This is a genomic window from Blautia sp. HCP3S3_B11 (genome assembly GCF_052064435.1).
GTDB lineage: Bacteria > Bacillota > Clostridia > Lachnospirales > Lachnospiraceae > Blautia_A.
Genome location: NZ_JBQHVP010000004.1, coordinates 68496 through 89588, shown reverse-complemented (window position 1 = coordinate 89588; position 21093 = coordinate 68496). Strand labels below are relative to the sequence as shown.

Genomic DNA, 21093 nt, shown 5'->3' with positions numbered 1-21093 from the left:
ATTAAGTGCTGAGGGTACTGGTATTTGGAAAAAATCTGTGCTATTTTTGTCACGTAATAAAAAAGTAATGTTGTAGCTGCCAGTACATTATTTTTAAAATAACTGTGGGCTACTGAACAAGTATGTAATGTTTTTGTACCCGGGAAAAGAGAAAAAACGGGTGATGGAGGTTAAATAAAGTATGACAAACTACTATCCTTTAACAGCAGCACAGAAAATGCACCACAACTGGATCATGGATTACGGTACACAGCAGGTATCCGGTGTCAGTGTTGTGGCATCTGTACAGGCTGAACTGGATTTTGGATTATTAAAAAAATGCATTCAGATGGAAACAGAACGTTCCGGATGCACCAGAATCCGTTTTACAAAGCCTGATAAAGACGGAAATGTACAGCAGTACCTTGTAAAACAGGATCCAAGGGATATCGGATTCAAGGATCTGTCAGGAATGGGAAGCCTTGCAAAAGCAGACGAGCTGATGCAACAGTGGGCATACGAAACCTTTGACGGTGATGACATTCCCATGTGCGAGTTTACTATGCTGAAGCTGCCGGAAGGATATAATGGTTTCTTTGTACATATGGATCACAGACTGATCGATTCCTGTGGTCTGGTAGTAATGATCGGTGATCTGTTTCAGTTATATACCTATTATAAATATGGAACAGCCTATCCGCAGGAACTGGCAGATTTTGAGACAGTACTGAAAAAAGACCTGGCAAAAGCAGGCAACGAGAAACGTTTTGCAAAAGATAAGAAGTTCTGGGATGACCAGCTGGATGCACTGGGCGAACCTCTGTATTCTGATATTCAGGGACCGTCCGTACTGGAGGAAGCGAGAAAACGTCATGGAAATCCCGGACTTCGTTCTTCTGACATTGAGATGAAGGATCTGTTTGTAGCAGTTAAGGATTATTATCTGGAGCCGGAACCAACTAAAAATCTGATTGATTTTTGTATGAACCATCAGCTGTCCATGACAAATCTTCTTCTGCTTGGTATCCGTACTTATCTGTCAAAAGTGAATAACGGACAGGAAGATATCACTATCCAGAACTTTATATCCAGACGTTCTACTCATGATGAGTGGACTTCAGGAGGAAGCAGAACCATCATGTTCCCATGCAGAACAGTGATCGCACCGGAGACAGATTTCCTTTCTGCTGCTTATGAGATCCAGAATATGCAGAATCGTATATACATGCACAGCAACTATGATCCGGCACTTATTATGGATGAGATGAGAAAGAGATACAATACACCGGAGCATACAGGATATGAGAGCTGTTATCTGACTTATCAGCCAATGACTGTGAAGGTGGAGAATGAAATGCTTGGAACCATCCGTCAGCATGCAAAATGGTTTGCAAACGGTGCAGCCACCAAGAAGATGTATCTGACCGTATCCCATACAGAAGATGGAGGTATGAACTTCTCCTATCATTACCAGACTGCTCATCTGGAGGAACATGATATGGAGCTGCTTTATTATTATATGATGCGTATTCTTTTTAAGGGAATCGCAGAGCCGGATATGAGCATCGGCGAAATTATGGAACTGGTTTAACCGAATCAGGCAAGTAGCGAAGCGAATGATTTTATCCGTTAAATTAATATCAGGAGGAAATGCAATGAATCAGGAAATGGAATTTAAAAATATCGTAGCACAGTACAGCAAGGTAGCACCGGAAGAAATGAACAATGAGATGAGATTTCGCGAGGATCTGGGGTTCAGTTCTCTGGATTTTATGTCCTTTTTAGGTGAGCTTGAGGATACCTTTGATCTTGAACTTGATGAGAGCGAAGTGCTGAATATCACAACTCTCGGTGAAGCCTTAAATCTGCTGGAAGAACTTCAGTAATCTTTTTTGGAACAATTGAACAGTTCAGAAAATAATGGGGGACAGATATGCTGATCAGAAATATATTAGAAGAAAGTGCACGTAAATTTGACGAAGTAAAAGCAGTAAAATGGCTCAATAAAAAGGAAATCATGGAAAGAAGCTATGGCGAACTGATGGAAAATGTAGGTTTCACCAGAAAAGGTCTTCTTGCAGAAGGCTTTGAGGGAAAGCACATTGCACTGATCGGAACCAGTTCAGTAGAGTGGATGGAAAGCTATCTGGGAATCATTACAGGATGTACCACAGCAGTACCGCTGGATGCCGCACTTCCCTGTGAGGATCTGATCGATTTGCTTAACCGTTCTGATTCCGTAGCTCTTTTCTTAAGTCCGAAGCTTAGGCCATATCTGGATGCATTTCTTGGAAACTGCCCGAAACTTCAGAAAGTGTGGATGCTTCAGGAAGAGGTAGAAGATGCACCGGCAAAGGCATATGGTATTGGTGAACTTCGAAATGCAGGAAAGAGCGCATCAGCAGATTTTGTCTGCCCGGATGCAGAGGATATTGCGACCATCATTTTCACTTCCGGAACAACAGGAAAGAGCAAGGGTGTTATGTTGACACAGAACAATCTGGCTTCCAATGTTGAGGCAGTAAATATCACAGCAGAACCGGGAACTGCCGTGCTCAGTGTGCTTCCGATCCATCACGCATTTTGCCTGGTTATGGACTGGCTGAAGGGATTCTCTCTGGGTGCAACTCTTTGCATCAATGATTCCCTGCTCCATATGGTAAGGAATATGAGTATTTTCAAACCGGATATTATGCTTATGGTTCCAATGATGATCGAAACTATTTATAAGAGACTGGCTGCCGCTGATCCGTCAATCCCGAAGGCAGTTCTGGCAGAAAAGGTATTCGGCGGAAAACTGCGCATTATCTTTACAGGCGGTGCACATCTGGATCCGTATTATATTGACCGTTTTGCAGAATATGGCGTTGAAGTACTGGAAGGCTATGGAATGTCAGAGTGTTCCCCTGTTATCAGCAATAATACACCGGAAAATCATAAAAAGGGTTCTATCGGAAAACCCCTTGAAAATGCAGAAATCAGATTTGAAAACGGTGAAATCCTGGTAAAGGGAAGCAGCGTTATGAAAGGATATTATCAGATGCCTGATGAGACAGCAGAGACTTTAAAGGATGGATGGCTGCATACAGGTGACAAGGGATATATGGATGAAGACGGTTATCTGTTTATCAATGGACGTGTGAAGAACCTGATCATCCTGTCCAACGGTGAAAATGTATCTCCGGAGGAGATTGAGAATAAGCTGGCGCTGAATCCGTTGGTAGGCGAAGTTATTGTGACAGGTGAGGATAATGGCCTGACTGCCCGTATTTATCCGGAGCAGGCAGTTGTAGAAGCGAAAGCATTGGATGCAGAGGCAATTCAAACACAGCTTCAGGCATTTCTGGATGAATATAACAAAAATCAGCCCACTTATCGCCGTATTACAGGACTGGTTGTCCGCAAAAATCCGTTTATCCGCAACACAACAAAGAAAATCAGGAGACAGGATGTCCTGATTGATGAGCCTCTGGAATAAAACAGAGGCTTATATTTTGCGGAAAACACACTAGGATAAAAGTGGAAGCATACCGGATAGAAAAATCTCAGACAGAATATCAGCGATTACTTCCGGTGCCAGATTAAAATTATCCCGGCTCCATTTGTGGAGAACGCCGATAGTACTGCCGATGGCGCAGGTGATCACATAGGAAACTTCTTCCTTTGTATGCCTGGCAGGTCTGGAATTAGATGTAGTTTCTGTAACATAATGATGGAGCATAGTCAGCATTTTTTCAAACAGATCATTTCCATGAGGCGTACTCAAAAGACCGGACAGAAAAGGATTTTCCATAGTGTACCGGCACAGAGTCAGAAAATAGGAACTGCAGATATCCCGGTCATTTTTGGGCTGGAAGTTTTCCATCATGGAAAAAACGTCATGAATTGTTTTATCCTCAACTGCAGTGATCAGTGAAGGGATGTCCTGATAGTGATTATAAAAAGTACTTCTGGCAATACCTGCTGTTTTAGTGATGTCGGATACAGTAATCCTGTCAGGCTTCTTTTCTTTTACCAATTTGAAAAAAGCACCTAAAATGGCCTCGTCAGCCACGGAATATCTTTCATCGGGAATTATATTTTGCATAGCCGTCTCCTCCCGGGAGTCTGTAAGTAATACATAAAGTATATCACAAATCTGACCATAAAAAAATTATTTTTTCCAGGACTTTCCAGAGCCTTTTTCAAACACGCTCTAGTCCCAGAATATGTTCATTCTCTGTCAATTCTTTTACTTTCTGCATAATCCCATATCCACAATTATTGCATGGCAATGTATTTGTCAAGCAGGAAGGTATGTGCTATGATTAAATTGACTATGGAATAATCCGTTATCCGGAGAAGAAAAAAATGAAAATATCAGAGGTACGATGGGAGGATTTTTTATGCGTAGAAGAGACAGAGAAGTAACAGATCTTAATGAGATCATACATATACTTGATTCTGGTAAGGTCTTGCACCTTGGGCTGGTAGATCAGGGAAAGCCATACATAGTTCCTATGAACTACGGTTATGTTATGGAAAATGATAAACTTGTATTTTATGTGCACGGTGCTTTGGAAGGCCGTAAGCTTGACATTATCAGAAACAATTCAGACTGCTGTGTTCAGATTGAGTGTGATGTTCAACCATTTTCAGGTAAAGTAGCCTGCCAATATGGGTGTAGTTATTATTCTTTTGATGGATTTGGAACTGCGGAGATTGTGGAAGCACCACAAGAAAAAATTAAGGCCATGAGTGCCTTAATGAAAATACAAACGGGTAAGGATTTTGAGTTTAATGAGCGGCTGGTTTCAATTGTCAGTGTCATTCGGATTGAGTGTGATTGTTATACTGCAAAGTACAGACCATTACCGGCAAAGCCAGTAGTGTAAATTGAGAATAATCTGTTAGCTGGAGGATAAAAATGACTATTAGAAAAGCAGAAGAAAAAGACATTCCAAGAATAATTGAACTGTTGGGACAGGTATTACAAATCCATGCAGATATAAGGCCTGATATATTTATTCCTGACACCACAAAATATACTGTAAGCCAATTGACAGAGCTATTAGAAAAAGAAGAAAAACCCATATATGTAGCAGTGAACGAGGAAGATGTTTGTGTGGGATATGCATTTTGCCAATTACAGGAACAGCCTTTTTCAACTAATATGGTACAGTTTATGTCTCTTTTTATAGATGATCTATGTGTTGATCAGCAGGCACGAGGACAGCATATCGGCGAGAGTTTGTTTGAATATGTAAAAAATGAAGCAAAGCGAATGGGCTGTTATGAAGTAACACTGAACGTATGGGCAGGAAATACTTCAGCTGAAAAGTTCTATGAAAAAATGGGCATGAAAACCAAAGAAAGACAGATGGAATATATCCTGGAATATTGATACGTTGTATAGTATATTTGAGAAATTTATCTGCGAATTTATAGAGATATCCGATAGATGAATCCCATCAATCAAGCAGTAAATATTAAAAGAAAACAATGCAGATCAGGCACAAGTTATATTTCGGAAACTTGTGCCTGATTTTTACAGTATGATTTGGTCTACAGGTGCTTTTGTTCGGATATTTTTTTGCGTTGATATAATTTATGATCATGTCTGCTGCATCGGAAATATCAAGTTTTCCAAGTTTTTTGGCTCTTCTTCCAGCTTCTTTCTGTCATAGAGTTCCAGTCCAAGTCTGGAAGCCAGTTCTTTTCCTATTTCATGTCCGCCGCTTCCGCACTGTCTTGCTATTGTAATAATCATATCCCATGCCTCCTGTGCAATGATGTTGCATTTATTTACTGTCAAAGTACTTTTTCGGAATTATTATACTCAAAAAAAATCGAAATGTATATGCCAAAATCTACTATAAATTGCCTTCGCAAATCCTGATATTCTGGTACTTATGGCAAATTGGTATGACAAATATTTGCTTAATAGAAACATTAGACAAATACTTTATATTGAGATATGATGGGAATTGTGGGAGCTGCTTTGCAGCGGAGCAATTCGTAGATATTAGGTTAGGGGCACAATGTTGGAGAAAATGAGTATGAATATGAGACGGAAATGGCTGGCACCCTTTGGAATGTGGATAGTATTTGAAATAGTGGCTGTTACACTATGGCTTACCAAAGATAATCTGTTTTATCTTTTAAATTTCAGTTATATTGGAACATCGATTACTGTTGGGCTTTTGCTTTTTCAGTTTAACTATAAGCATGCACGTAGGATCGTTCAACTTCTGGTTGGTTTGTATATGCTGATTTATCTGGGGCTTATATGCCGGGAAAACATGCAGATTGAAGGTTTTTGGTATTATCTGTTTACCGGAGTATTTGAAGCAGCTACGATCCATTATGTTGTTACAAAAATATTCGGACCACTTTTGTTTGGAAGAGGATGGTGCGGATATGCCTGTTGGACAGCTATGGTGTTGGACTTTTTACCATATAAAAAGCCTCAGGCTGCAAGAAAAAAGATAGGTTTCATCCGGTATATTACATTTGCATTTTCGTTCTCTTTCGTGGTGCTACTTTTTCTGAATCACGTAGAGAATATGGAGAAAATCATGTTTATAGCTTTTATCGTGGGGAATATTCTGTATTATATTGTGGGGATTATTCTGGCATTCCTATTCAAAGATAACAGAGCGTTCTGTAAGTATATTTGTCCTGTCACGATCTTTCTGAAACCTATGAGCTATTTCTCTGTAGTCAGGGTTAAGTGTGACAAAGAGAAGTGTATTTCATGTGGAAAATGTAAAAAAGTTTGTCCGATGAATGTTGATATAACCGATAACTCCAGAAAACGGAAAAACGGAACAGAATGTATTTTGTGTATGGAATGTGTCAGAACCTGTCCGAGGAAAGCACTTTGAGTCGAATTTCCTGCAGGATGTACTTTGGTGTCAGCTGTTACTGAGAACGGAGCGAACAGTAGTGTAAGACCTATGTTAAATATAGTTAAACCTCAGTAAAGTCTATTGAACTTTTTTCTCAATGTTTCTATACTCTCCAATGTAATGAACACCCGATCTGTGATCGTGTGATGAAACATTCATTTCTCAGGAGGATTATGAAAAAATGAACAACTTATGGCGAAAAAGTTTTATGGCAGGTATTTTATCAGTTTCACTGACAGCAGGAGCGGTTACTCCGGCATTTGCAAGTGCAGCACCGGACGGAAAAACAGATGCTGCTTCTCTTGCAGGCGGAATGGGAATTTCCCGGAACTGGGAATCCTGGAAAGCAGAGTGGGAAGCTGTTAAGAATGACTGGACTCAGGTTTCACTTACTCCGGGCTCTGACTTTAGCCAGTTAAACTTCGCATGGTATTCTAAAAAAGACAATTCTGACACAGCAGAAGAGAAAGAAGAACAGGCTGCACAGGAGTTCTCCGCTCAGTCAGGTGATGCTTTCAGTGACAGCAGTGAATCTGTCTTTGCAGGAACAGAAGCCGATACTTCAGCAGCAGGTGAAACAGTGGAAGCAGCACAGGCTGAAGAGACAGAATCAAATGCAGCAACAGAAGTAAATATAGCAGAGGAAACTGCAATAGCTGAAGAGGATATAGCATCAGAAGAAAGCATAGCAGCATTTAATGCGGAAGAAGGAGAAAACGTAGCAGCATTTAGTACTTCTGAGAATGACTCAGAGGAATTCGCAGCAGAAGCAAACTCAGATGAGAACCTTCCTGATTTTGATACAGAAAGTGATGAAAGTCGTGCAATTGCTGCAATGGTAGCGGATATCCTTGGAGCACAGGCTGATACAGCTGCGCCGAAACTGATCATCGGTGAAGGCAGAAATATGAAAAATGCAAAAGTGTATGTTGCAGAGCAGACAGATGCAACTACAAATACAAAGACAAATGAGGCATATGTTTCCAATAAAGTAACTGCCACAGGTCTGAGTGCAAATACTGTGTACTATTACAGCTATGAAAAAGAGGATGGAACCTACACAGAACCTGCAGAATATGCTACAAAATCAACAAATAATTACAGCTTTATTTTCGTAGGTGATCCGCAGATCGGATCTTCCAATGAACTGAAAGGCTCTGATACAGCAGAATTTTATCAGGCACAGTCCGATGCGGTCAGAAATGATTCCTTTAACTGGAACACCACATTAAATGAAGCTATGGATAAAACAGGCGGAAATGCAAGCTTCGTGGTATCAGCAGGTGACCAGATCCAGACAACAAAGAAGAAATCTCCGGGAAAAAGTGAAATGACCAGCGAGATTGAGTATACCGGATATTTAAGCCCAGATGTGCTGAAATCCCTTCCTGTTGCAACAACTGTTGGAAACCATGACGCAGATAATGCAAACTACACATATCATTTTAATACACCAAACAGCAGCGACCTGGGTTCTAACGGAGTTGTTGGTGGAGATTATTATTTCACATATGGAAACACTCTGTTTATGATGCTCAATACACAGGATACCAATGCTGCTGAACATAAACAGTTTATGGAACAGGCGATTGCTGCAAATCCAAACTGTACCTGGAGAGTCGTAACTTTACATCAGGATATTTATGGTTCTGCAGAGCATTCCAATGAACCGGAGATTACAAACCTCAGATATACACTGGTACCCTATTTTGAAGCAAATGATGTAGATGTTGTTCTTACAGGACACGATCATGCATATTCCCGTACTCATGTTCTTGAGGGTGGACATAAAACTGTAGAATATACGGATGATGAGTTTGATGCAGAGCTGGACAAGGATATGGATGCAGGAGAAAATCCGGCTACAAGATATGAAGCACCGGCAAATATTTCCACAGATTCCAAGGAACCGGCTGATGTGGCTTATCTGAATTATCTGAATGCAGTCATGGATAAGGATGCGATAGAGGATACAGAAAAGGGTGAGACAGTTGTAAATCCGGATGGTATTCTCTATATGACAGCAAACTCTTCATCAGGAAGCAAGTATTATGATCTTGTACCAAGAATGCAGAGCTATATTGCAAACAGATGGCAGGAAGATGTTCCGACTTATTCTGTTATTGATGTAACAGATAATACATTTACGATCAATACTTATCGTACAGATAATGACCAGAAAATTGATGAAACCTTTACGATTAAAAAAGGTGTGACAGAAGATATTAAATCTGCATCTGTAGGGAAAGTGAAGAATCAGATTTATACAGGAAAACAGATCCAGCCGGCTCTTAAAGTAACTCTGAATGGAAAGACCTTAAAGGCAGGAAAAGACTACACAGTTACCTATACAGATAACAAAAATACAGGTCTGGCAAAAGCAACCATCAATGGAATCGGAAAGTATACAGGAACACAGACAGTAACATTTAAGATTGTGCCAAAGAAAGCAGTGTTAAAAACTGTGAAAGCCGGAAAATCCGGAACAGCCACTGTTACGATCGGAAAAGCAGGTGGAAAAGTTTCCGGCTATGCAATTCAGGTTTCCACAGATTCTTCATTCAAAAAGGTAACTACTTACCGTACAGCAAAAACTACATATGCTCTTAAAAATCTGTCCAAAGGAAAAACTTACTATGTAAGAGTAAAAGCATTTACCAAAGTTTCAGACAAGAACGTGTATGGTGCAGCAAGCAAAACAATTAAGGTGAAAGCAAAATAATGTTAAACAAAAATTTCCTTCGGAGAGGGTGCCTGGTGATCACAGGCATCCTTTTCCTCATTTTTCTGATGCAATATAATAAGATCGAAAAAACAGAACTTCTTTCTACAGAGGGCAGAACCTTTGAGAAAGCAGTAGTAACAGAGGTTATTTCAGATAACCTTACAGAAAACGGAAACAGAGTAGGTAATCAGACAGTCAGGCTGCGACTCTGTTCCGGCAAATTTAAGAACGAAAAAGTGGAAGCAATCAGTTCTTCCAGCTATCTGTTTGGTGCAACCTGTAAAAAGGGTATGAAAGTCATTGCACTGGTCAGTGAATCACAGGGTGAAGTCATTGCATCTGTATATAGTGCTGACCGTGAATTTTCCTTATATTTTATGATTGCAGTGTTTCTTCTGGCAATTATCCTGATCGGTGGAAAAAAAGGTGCGGCATCTGTAATGGGGCTGGGCTTTACCATTGTATGTGTGCTGTTTCTGTTTCTTCCGATGATATACAGAGGTGTTTCGCCAATCTTTTCAGCGGTAGTTGTTGCCGTTATAACCACTGTAGTAACAATTTATCTGATTTCCGGAATTTCTGTTAAATCATTAACTGCAATTTCAGGAACTGTAACCGGTGTTGTAATGGCTGTTATATTTGCGGGGATATTTGGAAAAGTAACTCAGATCACAGGATATAATGTAAGTGATATTGAAGAGCTGATTTACCTGGAAGAAAAAAACGCTATAAAAATAAATGAACTTCTGTTTGCAGGGATCCTGATCGCATCACTGGGAGCAGTAATGGATGTAGGAATGTCTATTGCCTCTACTTTACAGGAAATATACAGCAGACGTCCGGATCTTGGAATGTGGGACTTGTTTAAAAGCGGCATGAATGTTGGAAAAGATATGATGGGAACTATGTCAAACACGCTGATTCTTGCTTTTGCAGGTGGCTCTCTCAACACACTGGTATTTATTTTTGCATATAACTATTCCTATCATCAGATCATCAATATGTATTCTATAGGGATTGAACTGATGCAGGGGATTTCCGCAAGTATGGGAGTAATCCTGACGGTTCCCTTTACCTCACTGGCAGGAGCTTTCTTTATTTCAGGAAAAGCTTCGAAATAACAGAGAGGTCAGACATAGAAAACTACCAGATATTGCAGCAGATCATGAAACATTATGCGGATCAGGGATATGAGATAGCATTGGATGATGTGTGAACAGTAACAGTATATCTGCTCAAATTCATAAAAAATCACGAAAATACTTGTTCTAATACAATAAATATATTATAATAGAAAAAGAACAATATGCTCTTAAAAATTGGACGGTCGAAATAAGCAATAAGTGTACATAATGAGTTTAGATAATAATTCTCATTCAGTGTTTTTGTTTGATTCTGGTTATGAAATATAGCAGAAAGATGCTGGACGATAAGATGTCAGAGAGAACAAAAGAAATCTTTGAATATAGCACCTGTTGAAACAATCCATCTGTATATAGAGAGTCAGGGTGAGAAAGATAAACCGGGCAGTAAAAATAAGGATTTATCCAAATTTTTATAATCTTGAATAACTGCGCGTCGCATTCTCGTTACTTTCAGTGATGAGTTAGACGCGCAAATTTTTTTACTAAACAACAGAACAAATGTTTACATAAACCAATACATATGGTATAATATTTATATGGAAAAAGATATATTTAATATAGATAAAAACAAACTTTCATATGGTAGGGGATATGTCTATTCCTTGCAGTATCATCTTGTCTGGTGTACAAAATACAGAAAAAAGGTTTTAAAAAACGGAATCGATACAGAATGCAAAGAAATGTTACAGAATCTTGCAGAAGAATATAAATTTCAGATCCTGGCAATGGAGGTGATGCCGGATCATATCCATCTGCTTGTGGACTGTAAACCTCAGTTTTATATTTCAGATATGATCAAGATCATGAAAGGAAATCTTGCACGCCAGATGTTTCTTGCGTATCCGGAGTTAAAAAAGGAACTGTGGGGTGGGCATCTGTGGAATCCGTCTTACTGTGCCATAATGGTCAGTGACAGGAGCAGAGACCAGGTGCTTGCCTACATCGAAGGACAAAAGGAAAAAGAAAAGAAAAAAGAAAAAAGAAAAGAAAAAAGAAAAGAAAAGGAAAAAGAAAAGAAAAAAGCCTGACAGAAGAAATGATTTGTTGGAGGAAAAGAGATGCAGACCGTATCCAGCTATGGCGTAGAATTACGAAAACAGAATATCCCAGTCCGCCAGACACTGGAAATCTACCGGTCTGCGGTCTGTTACCTGACAGAAATATATGAGCAGGTGTGGGAAGAATTGGCAGAGATACCGGATGCCAAAAGGCGGTTTAATGCTGCAGAGCATCTGGTGCATACTACAAAAAAGAATCCTGCACGCTTTGATTTTGATCTTCGCTTTCCGAAGATGCCGTCCTACCTGAGGCGAGCCGCAATCCAGCATGCATTGGGAAGTGTATCTTCTTACGAAACACGGATGGATCTGTGGGAAAAGTCAGGAGAAAAAGCAGGGAAACCCAGACTGGCGTATGAGAATCATGCCATGCCTGTTTTTTATCGTGATGTCATGTACCGAGAGGAAAAAGAAGGAAAAGAAGGAAAAGACGAAGCATACCTGAAACTGTATGATGGTCATGACTGGAAATGGTTTTGTGTGCGTTTAAATCACACAGATATGGAATATCTGCGCAGGAACTGGTCGGGGAAAAAGGCATCAGCCCCGACACTGGAGAAAAGGCACCATAAATATTTCCTGCGTTTTTCTTATACGGAAGAAGTGACACTTACGAAGACACCGGTAAAAGAACAGATCATCTGTAGTGTGGACCTGGGAATCAATACCGATGCGGTCTGTACCATTATGCGGGCAGACGGAACTGTCCTGGGGAGAAAATTTATCAATCATCCCAGTGAAAAAGACCGGATGTACCGCACACTGGGCCGAATCCGAAGATTCCAGAGGGAACACAGCTCTGCGCAGTCACGGGGAAGATGGGCATATACGAAACGCCTGAACATAGAGCTGGGAAGAAAAATTGCAGGTGCGATTGTAAAAAATGCAGAAGAGAACCATGCAGATGTAATCGTATTCGAGTATCTGGAAATGCAGGGAAAGATATCCGGAAAGAAAAAACAGAAACTGCATCTGTGGAGAAAACGGGATATCCAGAAACACTGTGAGCATCAGGCACACAGAAAAGGAATGCGGGTATCCAGAGTCTGCGCATGGAATACGAGCAGGCTTGCATACGATGGCTCCGGAAGTGTGTCCCGTGACCCGAAAAATCACAGTCTTTGTGTATTCCAGACAGGAAAAAGATATAACTGTGACCTGTCGGCATCGTATAATATCGGAGCAAGATATTTTATCAGAGAACTTTTAAAACCCCTTCCGGTAACGGAAAGGTCTTTGCTGGAGGCAAAAGTCCCTTCGGTAAAGCGTAGAACCTCATGTGTTTATGCAGATCTGAAAGAACTTCATTTACAAATGGAAATCTTAAAGGCAGCATAAATGCAGGCAGATATACAGCGGACTACCTGCAATGTGGGAACCTGCCATATCTGGCATGGAAAAATGCGCATAACTGCGCTGGCCTAAGTTACAGGCGTATCCGCCGATATTTAGTCTGACGCCTAAAGCGTCTGGAAGCACGCGACTTCAGTCGTGTGAGGATAAAGTTTTTAATTCACTATGCGAAACCAATTACTATAAAAGATAATTGCTGGCTGGCATCCAATGTGGTTGTTTGTGGTGGTGTTACCATAGGAGAGGGATGTGTAATAGGAGCAGAAGTGTTGTGACAAGGGATATTCCTCCATATAGTCTGGCTGCTGGAAATCCATGCCGGGTTATTCGCAAAATAACTGAAAAAGATCATATGGAATAAGATAATTACAATCAATATTTAGTGTATTATGACAACAACCGTTATCAGTGGAAAAGGTGAGGGAATCGGTTATGAGCAAGTAGCGAAGCGGATTGCGAATATCCGCTTGAATGATAAGATTTAATATAAGGCTATTGCACTGAGTAATTAGTGCAATAGCCTTTTTGCCAAAATAAGTTAGTTTTAACTGGTTGTATTACGGCGAATCAATATCGGAGCAATCTGTTTATGGACAGGCTTTTCCAGTGGTTTAGGGGAACGTTTTTTTTGTTCTTCCATCTGTTGAACCAGAAGCTCCATGGCAGTCTGTGCAATAATATCAATCTGCTGACCAACGGTTGTGATTGGGAGAATTGCCTCACTGGCAATGGGAGAATTATCAAATCCTATGATTTCATAGAAAGAGGGTAATTCTCGGTATTTCTGGAAAATCAGGTTAAGAAACATGTTTGCATAAGTATCGTTGGCAAGGAAAATGCCTTTTTTTTGATTGGGATATTTCTCTTCTATTCTTGTAAAAATACGTCTTATTTCATTTAAAATTTCCTGATAAGAATTACCGCTTACACTTAGATCAATATCATAAGGAACCTGATATTCTTCACAGGTTTCCTTAAATGCGCGAATACGGTCGTAAGCAGGAATTGCTTTCTCAACATTGACATTGATGTGGATCAGTATATCACATTTATCACGGATCAGCAGAGTGGTAGCCTGAAGCGCACCCATATAGTTGTCAGTGGTAACACTGCTGATATATTCTGCTTCACGTTCAATGGCAACGATGGGAATCTGATAGGAGGATAATTGTTTTGATGACAGCGTATGACTTAAAACAATGAGACCTTCAATCTGATAGGATAGGAGCTCTTCAATATATTGCCGTTCTTCTTCAGCCCCATGTTCACTGCTAAAGACGAGAAATTTGTAGTGATAATCACTGTAGCTGGACAGCAGCTGTGTCAGCATTTCAGAATAATAATGCAGATAAAGATTCGGAACAATGATCCCGATAAATTCACTTTTTCCGTTCGCCAGAACTTTTGCAAGTTTATTTTTTTTATAGCCAAGGGTATCAAGGGCCTGAGAAATTTTTTCCTGATTTTCAAGTGTAAGGGAATCAGGATGATTGAAATATCTTGATATTGTAGTTTTTGAAAAATGGGTATATGCTGCAATATCTGCAAATGTCACCTGTTTTTTTGACATAGAAACTTATTCTCCTTATAAATAAATGCAAATATTTTTTTTAGTATAGCAATTATTATACAAAAAGGCAATATTAAAATAACCGATTACGTAACCGGTTATTTTAATGAGAAAAAGTGTTGACAGAGAGTGTGTGATGTAGTAACATCAGATTATAAAGTAACCGGTTACTTAACCGGTTCCGTGAACAATGTATGAAAGGAATGGAGGAAAAAGTGCATGAAAACAGTGCAGAACCAGGTAAAGCCCGTAAGCAAACAGACGTGGAGAAATAAGGTTACGTATGTGAAGAAAAACTGGCAGTTATATCTTTTTTTCTTAATGCCGGGACTTTTACTGACAATCATCTTTAAGTATCTCCCGATGGGAGGGCTTTTGATTGCGTTTGAAGATTATAATGTAATCAAGGGAGTACTTGGAAGTCCATGGGTTGGACTTGAATATTTCAGACGTTTTTTATCATCACCGGATTTTATGAACTATCTGATGAATACATTAAAGCTGAGTATCTATGGATTATTATGGGGATTTCCGGTTCCGATTATTCTGGCATTACTTATGAATCGTATTCAAAAAACAGGGATCAAGAAAAAAGTACAGCTTCTGATCTATATGCCGAATTTTATATCTGTAATAGTACTCTGTGGTATGGTTCGTATGCTGTTATCACCGGTAGGACCTTTGAACAGGCTGCTTGGGATTAGCACAAACTGGATGACAATGCCATCTGCTTTCCGTACTATTTATATAGCAAGTGGAATCTGGCAGACTGCAGGCTGGGCATCTATTATGTATACTGCAGCATTATCTAATGCGAGCAAAGAGTTGGAAGAAGCGGCAGTTATGGATGGTGCAAACCTTTTGCAGCAGATCTGGTACGTGGAGCTTCCGGCGATTAAGAACATTATTGTAATTCAGTTTATCCTGCAGGCAGGAAATATTATGAGCATTGGATTTGAGAAGGCATATGCATTGCAGACAGATATGAACCTGCCGGCATCAGAAATTTTATCTACATATGTATATCGCATCGGTCTTTTGAACGGTGATTATGGTTATTCTACGGCAGTAGGTCTGTTTAATTCAGTTGTAAATGTAATTCTGTTGATTTTTGTAAACTGGGTTGTAAAGAAGCTGAATGATGGAGAGGGATTATAGGAGGAAGAGAAGATGGAGAAAAAGAAGAGAAAATATTCAAGGACAGATCGTCTGATCCTTGGAATTGGATTCACGATTCTTGGACTGTTTGTACTTTCTATTGCGATTCCAATTATATATGTAGTGCTTGCATCTTTTATGGATCCTACTGTTTTGAATAATCAGGGACTGAGCTCTGATATTAAGGACTGGACTTTGGATGCTTATAGAAGAGTACTGGAGAATGAGATGATCTGGCGCGGATTTTTGAATTCTTTTCTGTATTCATTTGCATTTACAGTGATCTCAGTTTTTGTAACATTACTGGCAGCCTTTCCTCTGTCTAAAAAAGAATTTGTGGGAAGAAAATTTTTTAATCTGATTTTTCTGATCACAATGTTTTTTGGGGGAGGAATGATTCCAACATTTATTTTGATCAATCAGCTGCATATGGTAAATACAGTATGGGCGGTTTTGATTCCGGGAGCATTTAACGTTTGGAATATGATTCTTGCAAGAACTTATTATCAGTCAATTCCGGCAGAATTAAGAGAAGCATCTGCAATTGACGGTGCTAATGAAATTCAGCATTTTTTCAAAATTATGATGCCGGTATGTAAACCGATTATTGCAGTACTGGCACTGTGGTCATTTGTCGGAATGTGGAATAGCTACTTTGATGCGATGATTTATCTGAACGATGCAAATCTTCAGCCACTGCAGCTGGTACTGCGTTCAATCCTGGTGCAGAATACTCCACAGCCGGGAATGATTGCAGATATCCAAAGCACAGCAGAGATGGCAAAGGTAGCAGAACAGTTGAAATATGCAACAATTGTAGTATCAAGTTTACCACTTTTAGTGATGTATCCATTTTTCCAGAAATATTTTGATAAAGGAATTATGGTTGGATCGGTAAAAGGCTAAAGAAAGGAATGATACAGATATGAAGAAAAACAGAGTAAGAAGTTTGCTTGCACTTGGACTTTCTTTAACAATGATGGTAAGTATAATGGGGTGTGGAAAACAGCAGAGGCTTGATGCTGAGATTAATCCGGATACACCGGTATCGGATGTACAGTTTCCATTGAAAGAAACAAAGGAGCTTTCTTTTATTACCAGTGCACCGGCCACTTCAACACAGGATCCAAATAAAAGAGTGATTTTCCAGAGAATGGAAGAACAGACAAATGTTCATATTGACTGGACCTGCTTTGTATCAGATCAGTTTTCAGATAAAAAGAATCTGGCGTTGGCTCAGTTTGGAAATCTGCCGGATGGACTGTTTAATGCAGGCATGAGTGATTATGATCTGTTGCGTTATGCAAAGCAGGGAATAATTATTCCGCTGGAAAATCTGATTGACAAATATATGCCAAACCTTCAGGCTGTGTTTGAAAAATACCCGGAATACAGAACCATGTGTACAGCACCGGATGGACATATTTACTCTTTTCCGTGGATTGAACAGCTTGGTTCCGGAAAAGAAGCAATTCAGGCCATTGGAGATATTCCTTATATTAATAAGAAATGGCTTGATTATCTTGGTCTTGAGATTCCAACCACAACAGATGAACTGGAGCAGGTACTGATTCAATTTCGAGATCATGCAGATGATCTGAAACAAGAGTTTTCCATTGAAGGTGATGTAATACCGATGTCATTTATTATCAATAACGGAGATCAGGATCCTTCAATCTTAATAAATGGATTCGGAGATGGTTATGGGGACACAGGAGATCATTTTGCTGTAACAGATGAAGGTAAGGTGATTTATACAACGGTTCAGGAAGGATACAAAGAAGGTATCAAATGGCTGCATAAACTTGTGACAGAGAATCTGATCGATCCGGAAGCATTTACACAGGAATGGTCTACTTATGTTGCAAAAGGAAAGAATCACCGTTATGGACTTTGCTTCACATGGGATATTGCTAATATAGACAACAATACGGATTATGTGATGCTTCCGGCACTGACCGGACCGGATGGAATGAGAAATATCACCAGACAGAACAACAGTGAGACCAGCGGTTTTGACAGAGGAAGATGTGTGCTTACTACCAGCTGCCGTAACACGGCACTTGCTGCCGCATGGATAGATCAGATGTATGCACCCCTTCAGTCTCCGCAAAATAACTGGGGAACCTATGGAGAGAAGGATTCCTTTAATATTTTTGAGCTGTCTGTAAACAAAGATGGCGAAAAAATGTTAAAGCATATGGACTTAGGAGATCAGTCGCCGGTGGAAGTACGTGAAGCGCAATCTGTAAATGGTCCTCTCGCTATATTAAATGAATATTATGACGTATATGTAACACAGCCTGAAGATGCGAAATGGCGTCTGGATAATATGCATGAGACATATTTACAGGATATGAACAGCAAATATGTTTATCCTAATGTATTTATGAGTATTGATGATACAAACAAAGTGTCACAGTATGATACAGATATTAAGAAATATGCAGAACAGAAGAAAGCAGATTGGATCCTGAACGGAGGAATTGATGAAGAATGGGATTCTTATCTGAAAAAAATGGAGAAGTACGGGCTTTCCGATTACCTTTCAATCAAGCAAAAATATTTTGACCAGTATCAGGATTCATTAAGCAGTGAAAAATAAGAGAAGATATCATTTTGACAGGAGAAACTATATGAGCGAAATGTTGGAAAAGGCAAGAAAATATGAATTTATACAGGGACAGCAGATCAAAGAGGAAGAAAGACCAGCCTTTCATATAACTCCTTATGTTGGCTGGATGAATGATCCAAATGGATTTTCCTATTATAAAGGAGAGTATCATTTGTTCTACCAGTATAATCCGTATAGCACACATTGGGACAGTATGCACTGGGGACATGTAGTGAGTAAGGATTTATTGCATTGGAACTATGTTCCGACTGCATTGGCACCGGATGAAGATTATGATAAATTCGGCTGTTTTTCAGGAAGTGCCATAGAATTAGAGGATGGCAGACAGTTACTTATGTATACTTCTGTAAATCAGGAGAAACTGGAAGACGGAACTGTAAGGGATATTCAGACACAGGCAGTGGCAGTTGGAGATGGTAAGGATTATGAAAAGTATGATAAGAATCCGGTTCTGACAGCCAAAGATCTGCCCAAGGGGGCTAGTAAAGTAGACTTTCGTGATCCCAAAATCTGGAAAGGGAACGATGGAAACTTTTATTGTGTTATAGGAAGTCGTCCGGCTGATGGAAGCGGACAGATCCTTCTTTACAGAAGTAAAAATGGCTTTGAATGGGAATTTGTAAGCATTCTGGCAAAGAATCAAAATCGTTATGGAAAAATGTGGGAATGCCCGGATTTCTTTGAATTGGACGGCAAATATGTGCTTCTGACAAGTCCACAGGATATGCTTCCGGAAGGATTAGAATATCATAATGGAAATGGAACGTTATGTATTATTGGGGAGTTGGATCCTGAGACACATACTTTAAAGGAACAGTTTTGTCAAGGTGTTGATTACGGAATTGACTATTACGCAATGCAGACACTGCTTGCGCCGGATGGACGAAGAATTATGATCGCCTGGATGCAGAACTGGGATACGCTTGCATATCGATGCAATGACTCTGGATGGTTCGCACAAATGAGTCTTCCAAGAGAACTGTCTGTTAAAAACGGAAGATTGTATCAGGTTCCGATCAGAGAACTTAATGCCATGCGTGCAAACAAAGTCGAGTATAACAATGTTGTGATAAAAGATACCAGGCTCACACTGGATCAGATTGAAGGACGAACGGTAGATCTGGAACTTGTGATACGACCGGCAGATAAAGACAATCTTTATAAAAAATTTGAATTCTGTTTTGCAGAGAATGAGAAATATCATTCTACATTATGTTTCCGTCCGGATGAATCTGTTTTAAAAATCGATAGAAAATTCTCAGGAAGCGAACGGGCGCTGGTTCATCAGAGCAGTTGTCTGGTAAACGGTGACAGCAATGAACTAAAACTGCGTGTGATTTTGGATAAGTTTAGTGTGGAAGTATTTATTAATGACGGCGAGCAGGTTATGTCTGCGGTTATTCTTACAAAGCAGGAAGCAAAGGGGATTTCTTTCTTTGCTGATGGTGCAGCTAAGCTTGATATAGTGAAATATGATTTATTATAATAAAGCGTTGTTGGATAAAGTATATAGACGATGATATGAGAAATCCTGACAGATAGGAGTAATATATGAAAAAATATGATGTAACAGCGCTAGGAGAATTATTGATCGACTTTACTGAAAATGGAAAAAGTAATCAGGGAAATCCGATTTTTGAAGCTAATCCAGGAGGTGCACCCTGTAATGTGCTTGCGATGTTAGCTAAATTGGGACATAATACAGCATTTATTGGTAAGGTTGGTAATGATTTTTTTGGAGATCAGTTGAGAGCAGCCATAAAAGAAGCAGGAATTGATGACATTGGCTTATGTACAGATGAAAAAATTCATACTACGCTTGCTATGGTACATACATATCCGGATGGAGATAGGGATTTTTCCTTCTATCGTAATCCGGGAGCAGACATGATGCTGAATAAAACTGAGATTCCCGAGGATATTCTCAAAGAGACAGGGATTTTCCATTTTGGTACCTTGTCTATGACTCATGAAGGAGTGCGGGAAGCGACAAAAGAAGCAATTCGTATTGCGAAGGAAGCAGGGGCTGTTATTTCATTTGATCCAAACTTGCGTCCACCACTCTGGGAGTCACTGGAGGAGGCGAAAGAACAAGTACTATATGGTCTTGAACAGTGTCGGATTTTGAAAATATCAGATAATGAGATCCAATGGCTGACAGGAGAAGAAGACTATACTGCCGGTGTAAACTGGATCCAAGAAAGATATGAGATTCCGATGATTCTTGTATCTATGGGAAAGGCGGGCAGTCGTGCCTATTATAATGGATTAGTGGTAGAAGCAAAACCATTTTTACAGAAAAGTACGATAGAGACAACAGGAGCAGGAGATACTTTTTGTGGTTGTGTGTTACACTATATTTGTGAGCATGGAATAGATGGACTGAAAGAGGATGATCTGACAGAAATGTTAAATTTTGCCAATGTAGCAGCTTCTATCATTACTACAAGAAAAGGTGCGCTGCGAGTAATGCCCGAACAAGAAGAAATCCAACAGTATTTAAATACTATCAGAAATGCAAATAAGTAAAAAACTTTAAATTTGTAATTCTTGCCAAATCGCAAGGAAATCGCAAGACTT

At 39.7% G+C, this 21093-nt stretch carries 17 protein-coding genes and 2 pseudogenes; 16 read left to right on the top strand and 3 right to left on the bottom strand.

From position 1 onward, the window contains the following. Positions 1-181 precede the first annotated feature (181 nt). The 3 genes from ACTNC0_RS04060 to ACTNC0_RS04050 all read left to right on the top strand — a co-directional run bounded on the left by ACTNC0_RS04060 (position 182) and on the right by ACTNC0_RS04050 (position 3457). On the top strand, positions 182-1570 hold the full coding sequence (locus ACTNC0_RS04060; RefSeq protein ID WP_118611177.1) for a condensation domain-containing protein: 1389 nt from the start codon (positions 182-184) through the stop codon (positions 1568-1570). A gap of 64 nt (positions 1571-1634) precedes the next feature. Beyond that, the gene (locus ACTNC0_RS04055; protein WP_291818459.1) at positions 1635-1865 is read left to right on the top strand and encodes an acyl carrier protein; all 231 of its coding nucleotides are present in this window, start codon (positions 1635-1637) and stop codon (positions 1863-1865) included. Between the two features lie 47 nt (positions 1866-1912). Next, positions 1913-3457: an AMP-binding protein gene (locus tag ACTNC0_RS04050; RefSeq protein ID WP_441086414.1), complete on the top strand. Its 1545-nt coding sequence runs from the start codon at positions 1913-1915 to the stop codon at positions 3455-3457. Between the two features lie 30 nt (positions 3458-3487). On the opposite strand, the gene ACTNC0_RS04045 is transcribed toward ACTNC0_RS04050, so the two are convergent. Then, on the bottom strand, positions 3488-4066 hold the full coding sequence (locus ACTNC0_RS04045) for a TetR/AcrR family transcriptional regulator (protein ID WP_441086413.1): 579 nt from the start codon (positions 4064-4066) through the stop codon (positions 3488-3490). Positions 4067-4364: 298 nt separating this feature from the next. Between ACTNC0_RS04045 and ACTNC0_RS04040 the strand changes: the two genes are divergently transcribed. Together ACTNC0_RS04040 and ACTNC0_RS04035 are read left to right on the top strand one after the other, a co-directional pair. Next, the gene (locus ACTNC0_RS04040) at positions 4365-4853 is read left to right on the top strand and encodes a pyridoxamine 5'-phosphate oxidase family protein (RefSeq protein ID WP_441036810.1); all 489 of its coding nucleotides are present in this window, start codon (positions 4365-4367) and stop codon (positions 4851-4853) included. A gap of 32 nt (positions 4854-4885) precedes the next feature. Further along, the gene (locus tag ACTNC0_RS04035) at positions 4886-5362 is read left to right on the top strand and encodes an N-acetyltransferase family protein (RefSeq protein ID WP_441086412.1); all 477 of its coding nucleotides are present in this window, start codon (positions 4886-4888) and stop codon (positions 5360-5362) included. Between the two features lie 210 nt (positions 5363-5572). Here the strand turns inward: ACTNC0_RS04035 and ACTNC0_RS04030 are convergent, their stop codons facing one another. Beyond that, positions 5573-5728 carry a cytidylate kinase family protein gene (locus tag ACTNC0_RS04030; protein WP_441086411.1) on the bottom strand — a complete coding sequence of 52 codons (156 nt, stop codon included), beginning with the start codon at positions 5726-5728 and terminating at the stop codon, positions 5573-5575. Between the two features lie 295 nt (positions 5729-6023). On the opposite strand from ACTNC0_RS04030, the gene ACTNC0_RS04025 reads away from it, so the two are divergent. The 6 genes and pseudogenes from ACTNC0_RS04025 to ACTNC0_RS04000 form a co-directional block, all read left to right on the top strand. Continuing rightward, positions 6024-6845, top strand: a complete 822-nt coding sequence (locus tag ACTNC0_RS04025; RefSeq protein WP_441086499.1) for a 4Fe-4S binding protein — start codon at positions 6024-6026, stop codon at positions 6843-6845. 205 nt (positions 6846-7050) lie between these two features. Next, a complete protein-coding gene (locus tag ACTNC0_RS04020) occupies positions 7051-9591 on the top strand; it encodes a metallophosphoesterase (RefSeq protein WP_441086410.1) in 2541 nt (846 codons plus the stop codon). Next, positions 9591-10715 (top strand): YibE/F family protein, encoded by a 1125-nt coding sequence (locus ACTNC0_RS04015; protein ID WP_441086409.1) that lies wholly within the window; start codon positions 9591-9593, stop codon positions 10713-10715. The genes ACTNC0_RS04020 and ACTNC0_RS04015 overlap by 1 nt, the downstream gene beginning before the upstream one ends. A gap of 560 nt (positions 10716-11275) precedes the next feature. Further along, a pseudogene (tnpA, locus tag ACTNC0_RS04010) lies at positions 11276-11704 on the top strand (IS200/IS605 family transposase); the annotation flags it as partial. A 93-nt stretch (positions 11705-11797) separates the two neighbouring features. After that, on the top strand, positions 11798-13135 hold the full coding sequence (locus ACTNC0_RS04005) for an IS200/IS605 family accessory protein TnpB-related protein (protein WP_441086408.1): 1338 nt from the start codon (positions 11798-11800) through the stop codon (positions 13133-13135). Between the two features lie 179 nt (positions 13136-13314). Further along, positions 13315-13511, top strand: a pseudogene (locus ACTNC0_RS04000) (sugar O-acetyltransferase); the annotation flags it as partial. Between the two features lie 183 nt (positions 13512-13694). Here ACTNC0_RS04000 and ACTNC0_RS03995 read toward each other — a convergent pair. Further along, positions 13695-14720 (bottom strand): LacI family DNA-binding transcriptional regulator, encoded by a 1026-nt coding sequence (locus ACTNC0_RS03995; RefSeq protein ID WP_441086407.1) that lies wholly within the window; start codon positions 14718-14720, stop codon positions 13695-13697. A 219-nt stretch (positions 14721-14939) separates the two neighbouring features. On the opposite strand from ACTNC0_RS03995, the gene ACTNC0_RS03990 reads away from it, so the two are divergent. The 5 genes from ACTNC0_RS03990 (at position 14940) to ACTNC0_RS03970 (ending at position 21042) form a co-directional block, all read left to right on the top strand. Further along, positions 14940-15878, top strand: a complete 939-nt coding sequence (locus tag ACTNC0_RS03990) for an ABC transporter permease (protein WP_119245727.1) — start codon at positions 14940-14942, stop codon at positions 15876-15878. 12 nt (positions 15879-15890) lie between these two features. Beyond that, positions 15891-16784 (top strand): carbohydrate ABC transporter permease, encoded by an 894-nt coding sequence (locus tag ACTNC0_RS03985; RefSeq protein ID WP_008706703.1) that lies wholly within the window; start codon positions 15891-15893, stop codon positions 16782-16784. 19 nt (positions 16785-16803) lie between these two features. Then, complete coding sequence (locus ACTNC0_RS03980; protein WP_441086406.1) at positions 16804-18483, top strand: ABC transporter substrate-binding protein; 1680 nt, start codon at positions 16804-16806, stop codon at positions 18481-18483. A 31-nt stretch (positions 18484-18514) separates the two neighbouring features. Further along, complete coding sequence (locus ACTNC0_RS03975) at positions 18515-19999, top strand: glycoside hydrolase family 32 protein (protein ID WP_441032314.1); 1485 nt, start codon at positions 18515-18517, stop codon at positions 19997-19999. 65 nt (positions 20000-20064) lie between these two features. Beyond that, complete coding sequence (locus ACTNC0_RS03970) at positions 20065-21042, top strand: carbohydrate kinase family protein (protein ID WP_441032316.1); 978 nt, start codon at positions 20065-20067, stop codon at positions 21040-21042. Positions 21043-21093 lie beyond the last annotated feature (51 nt).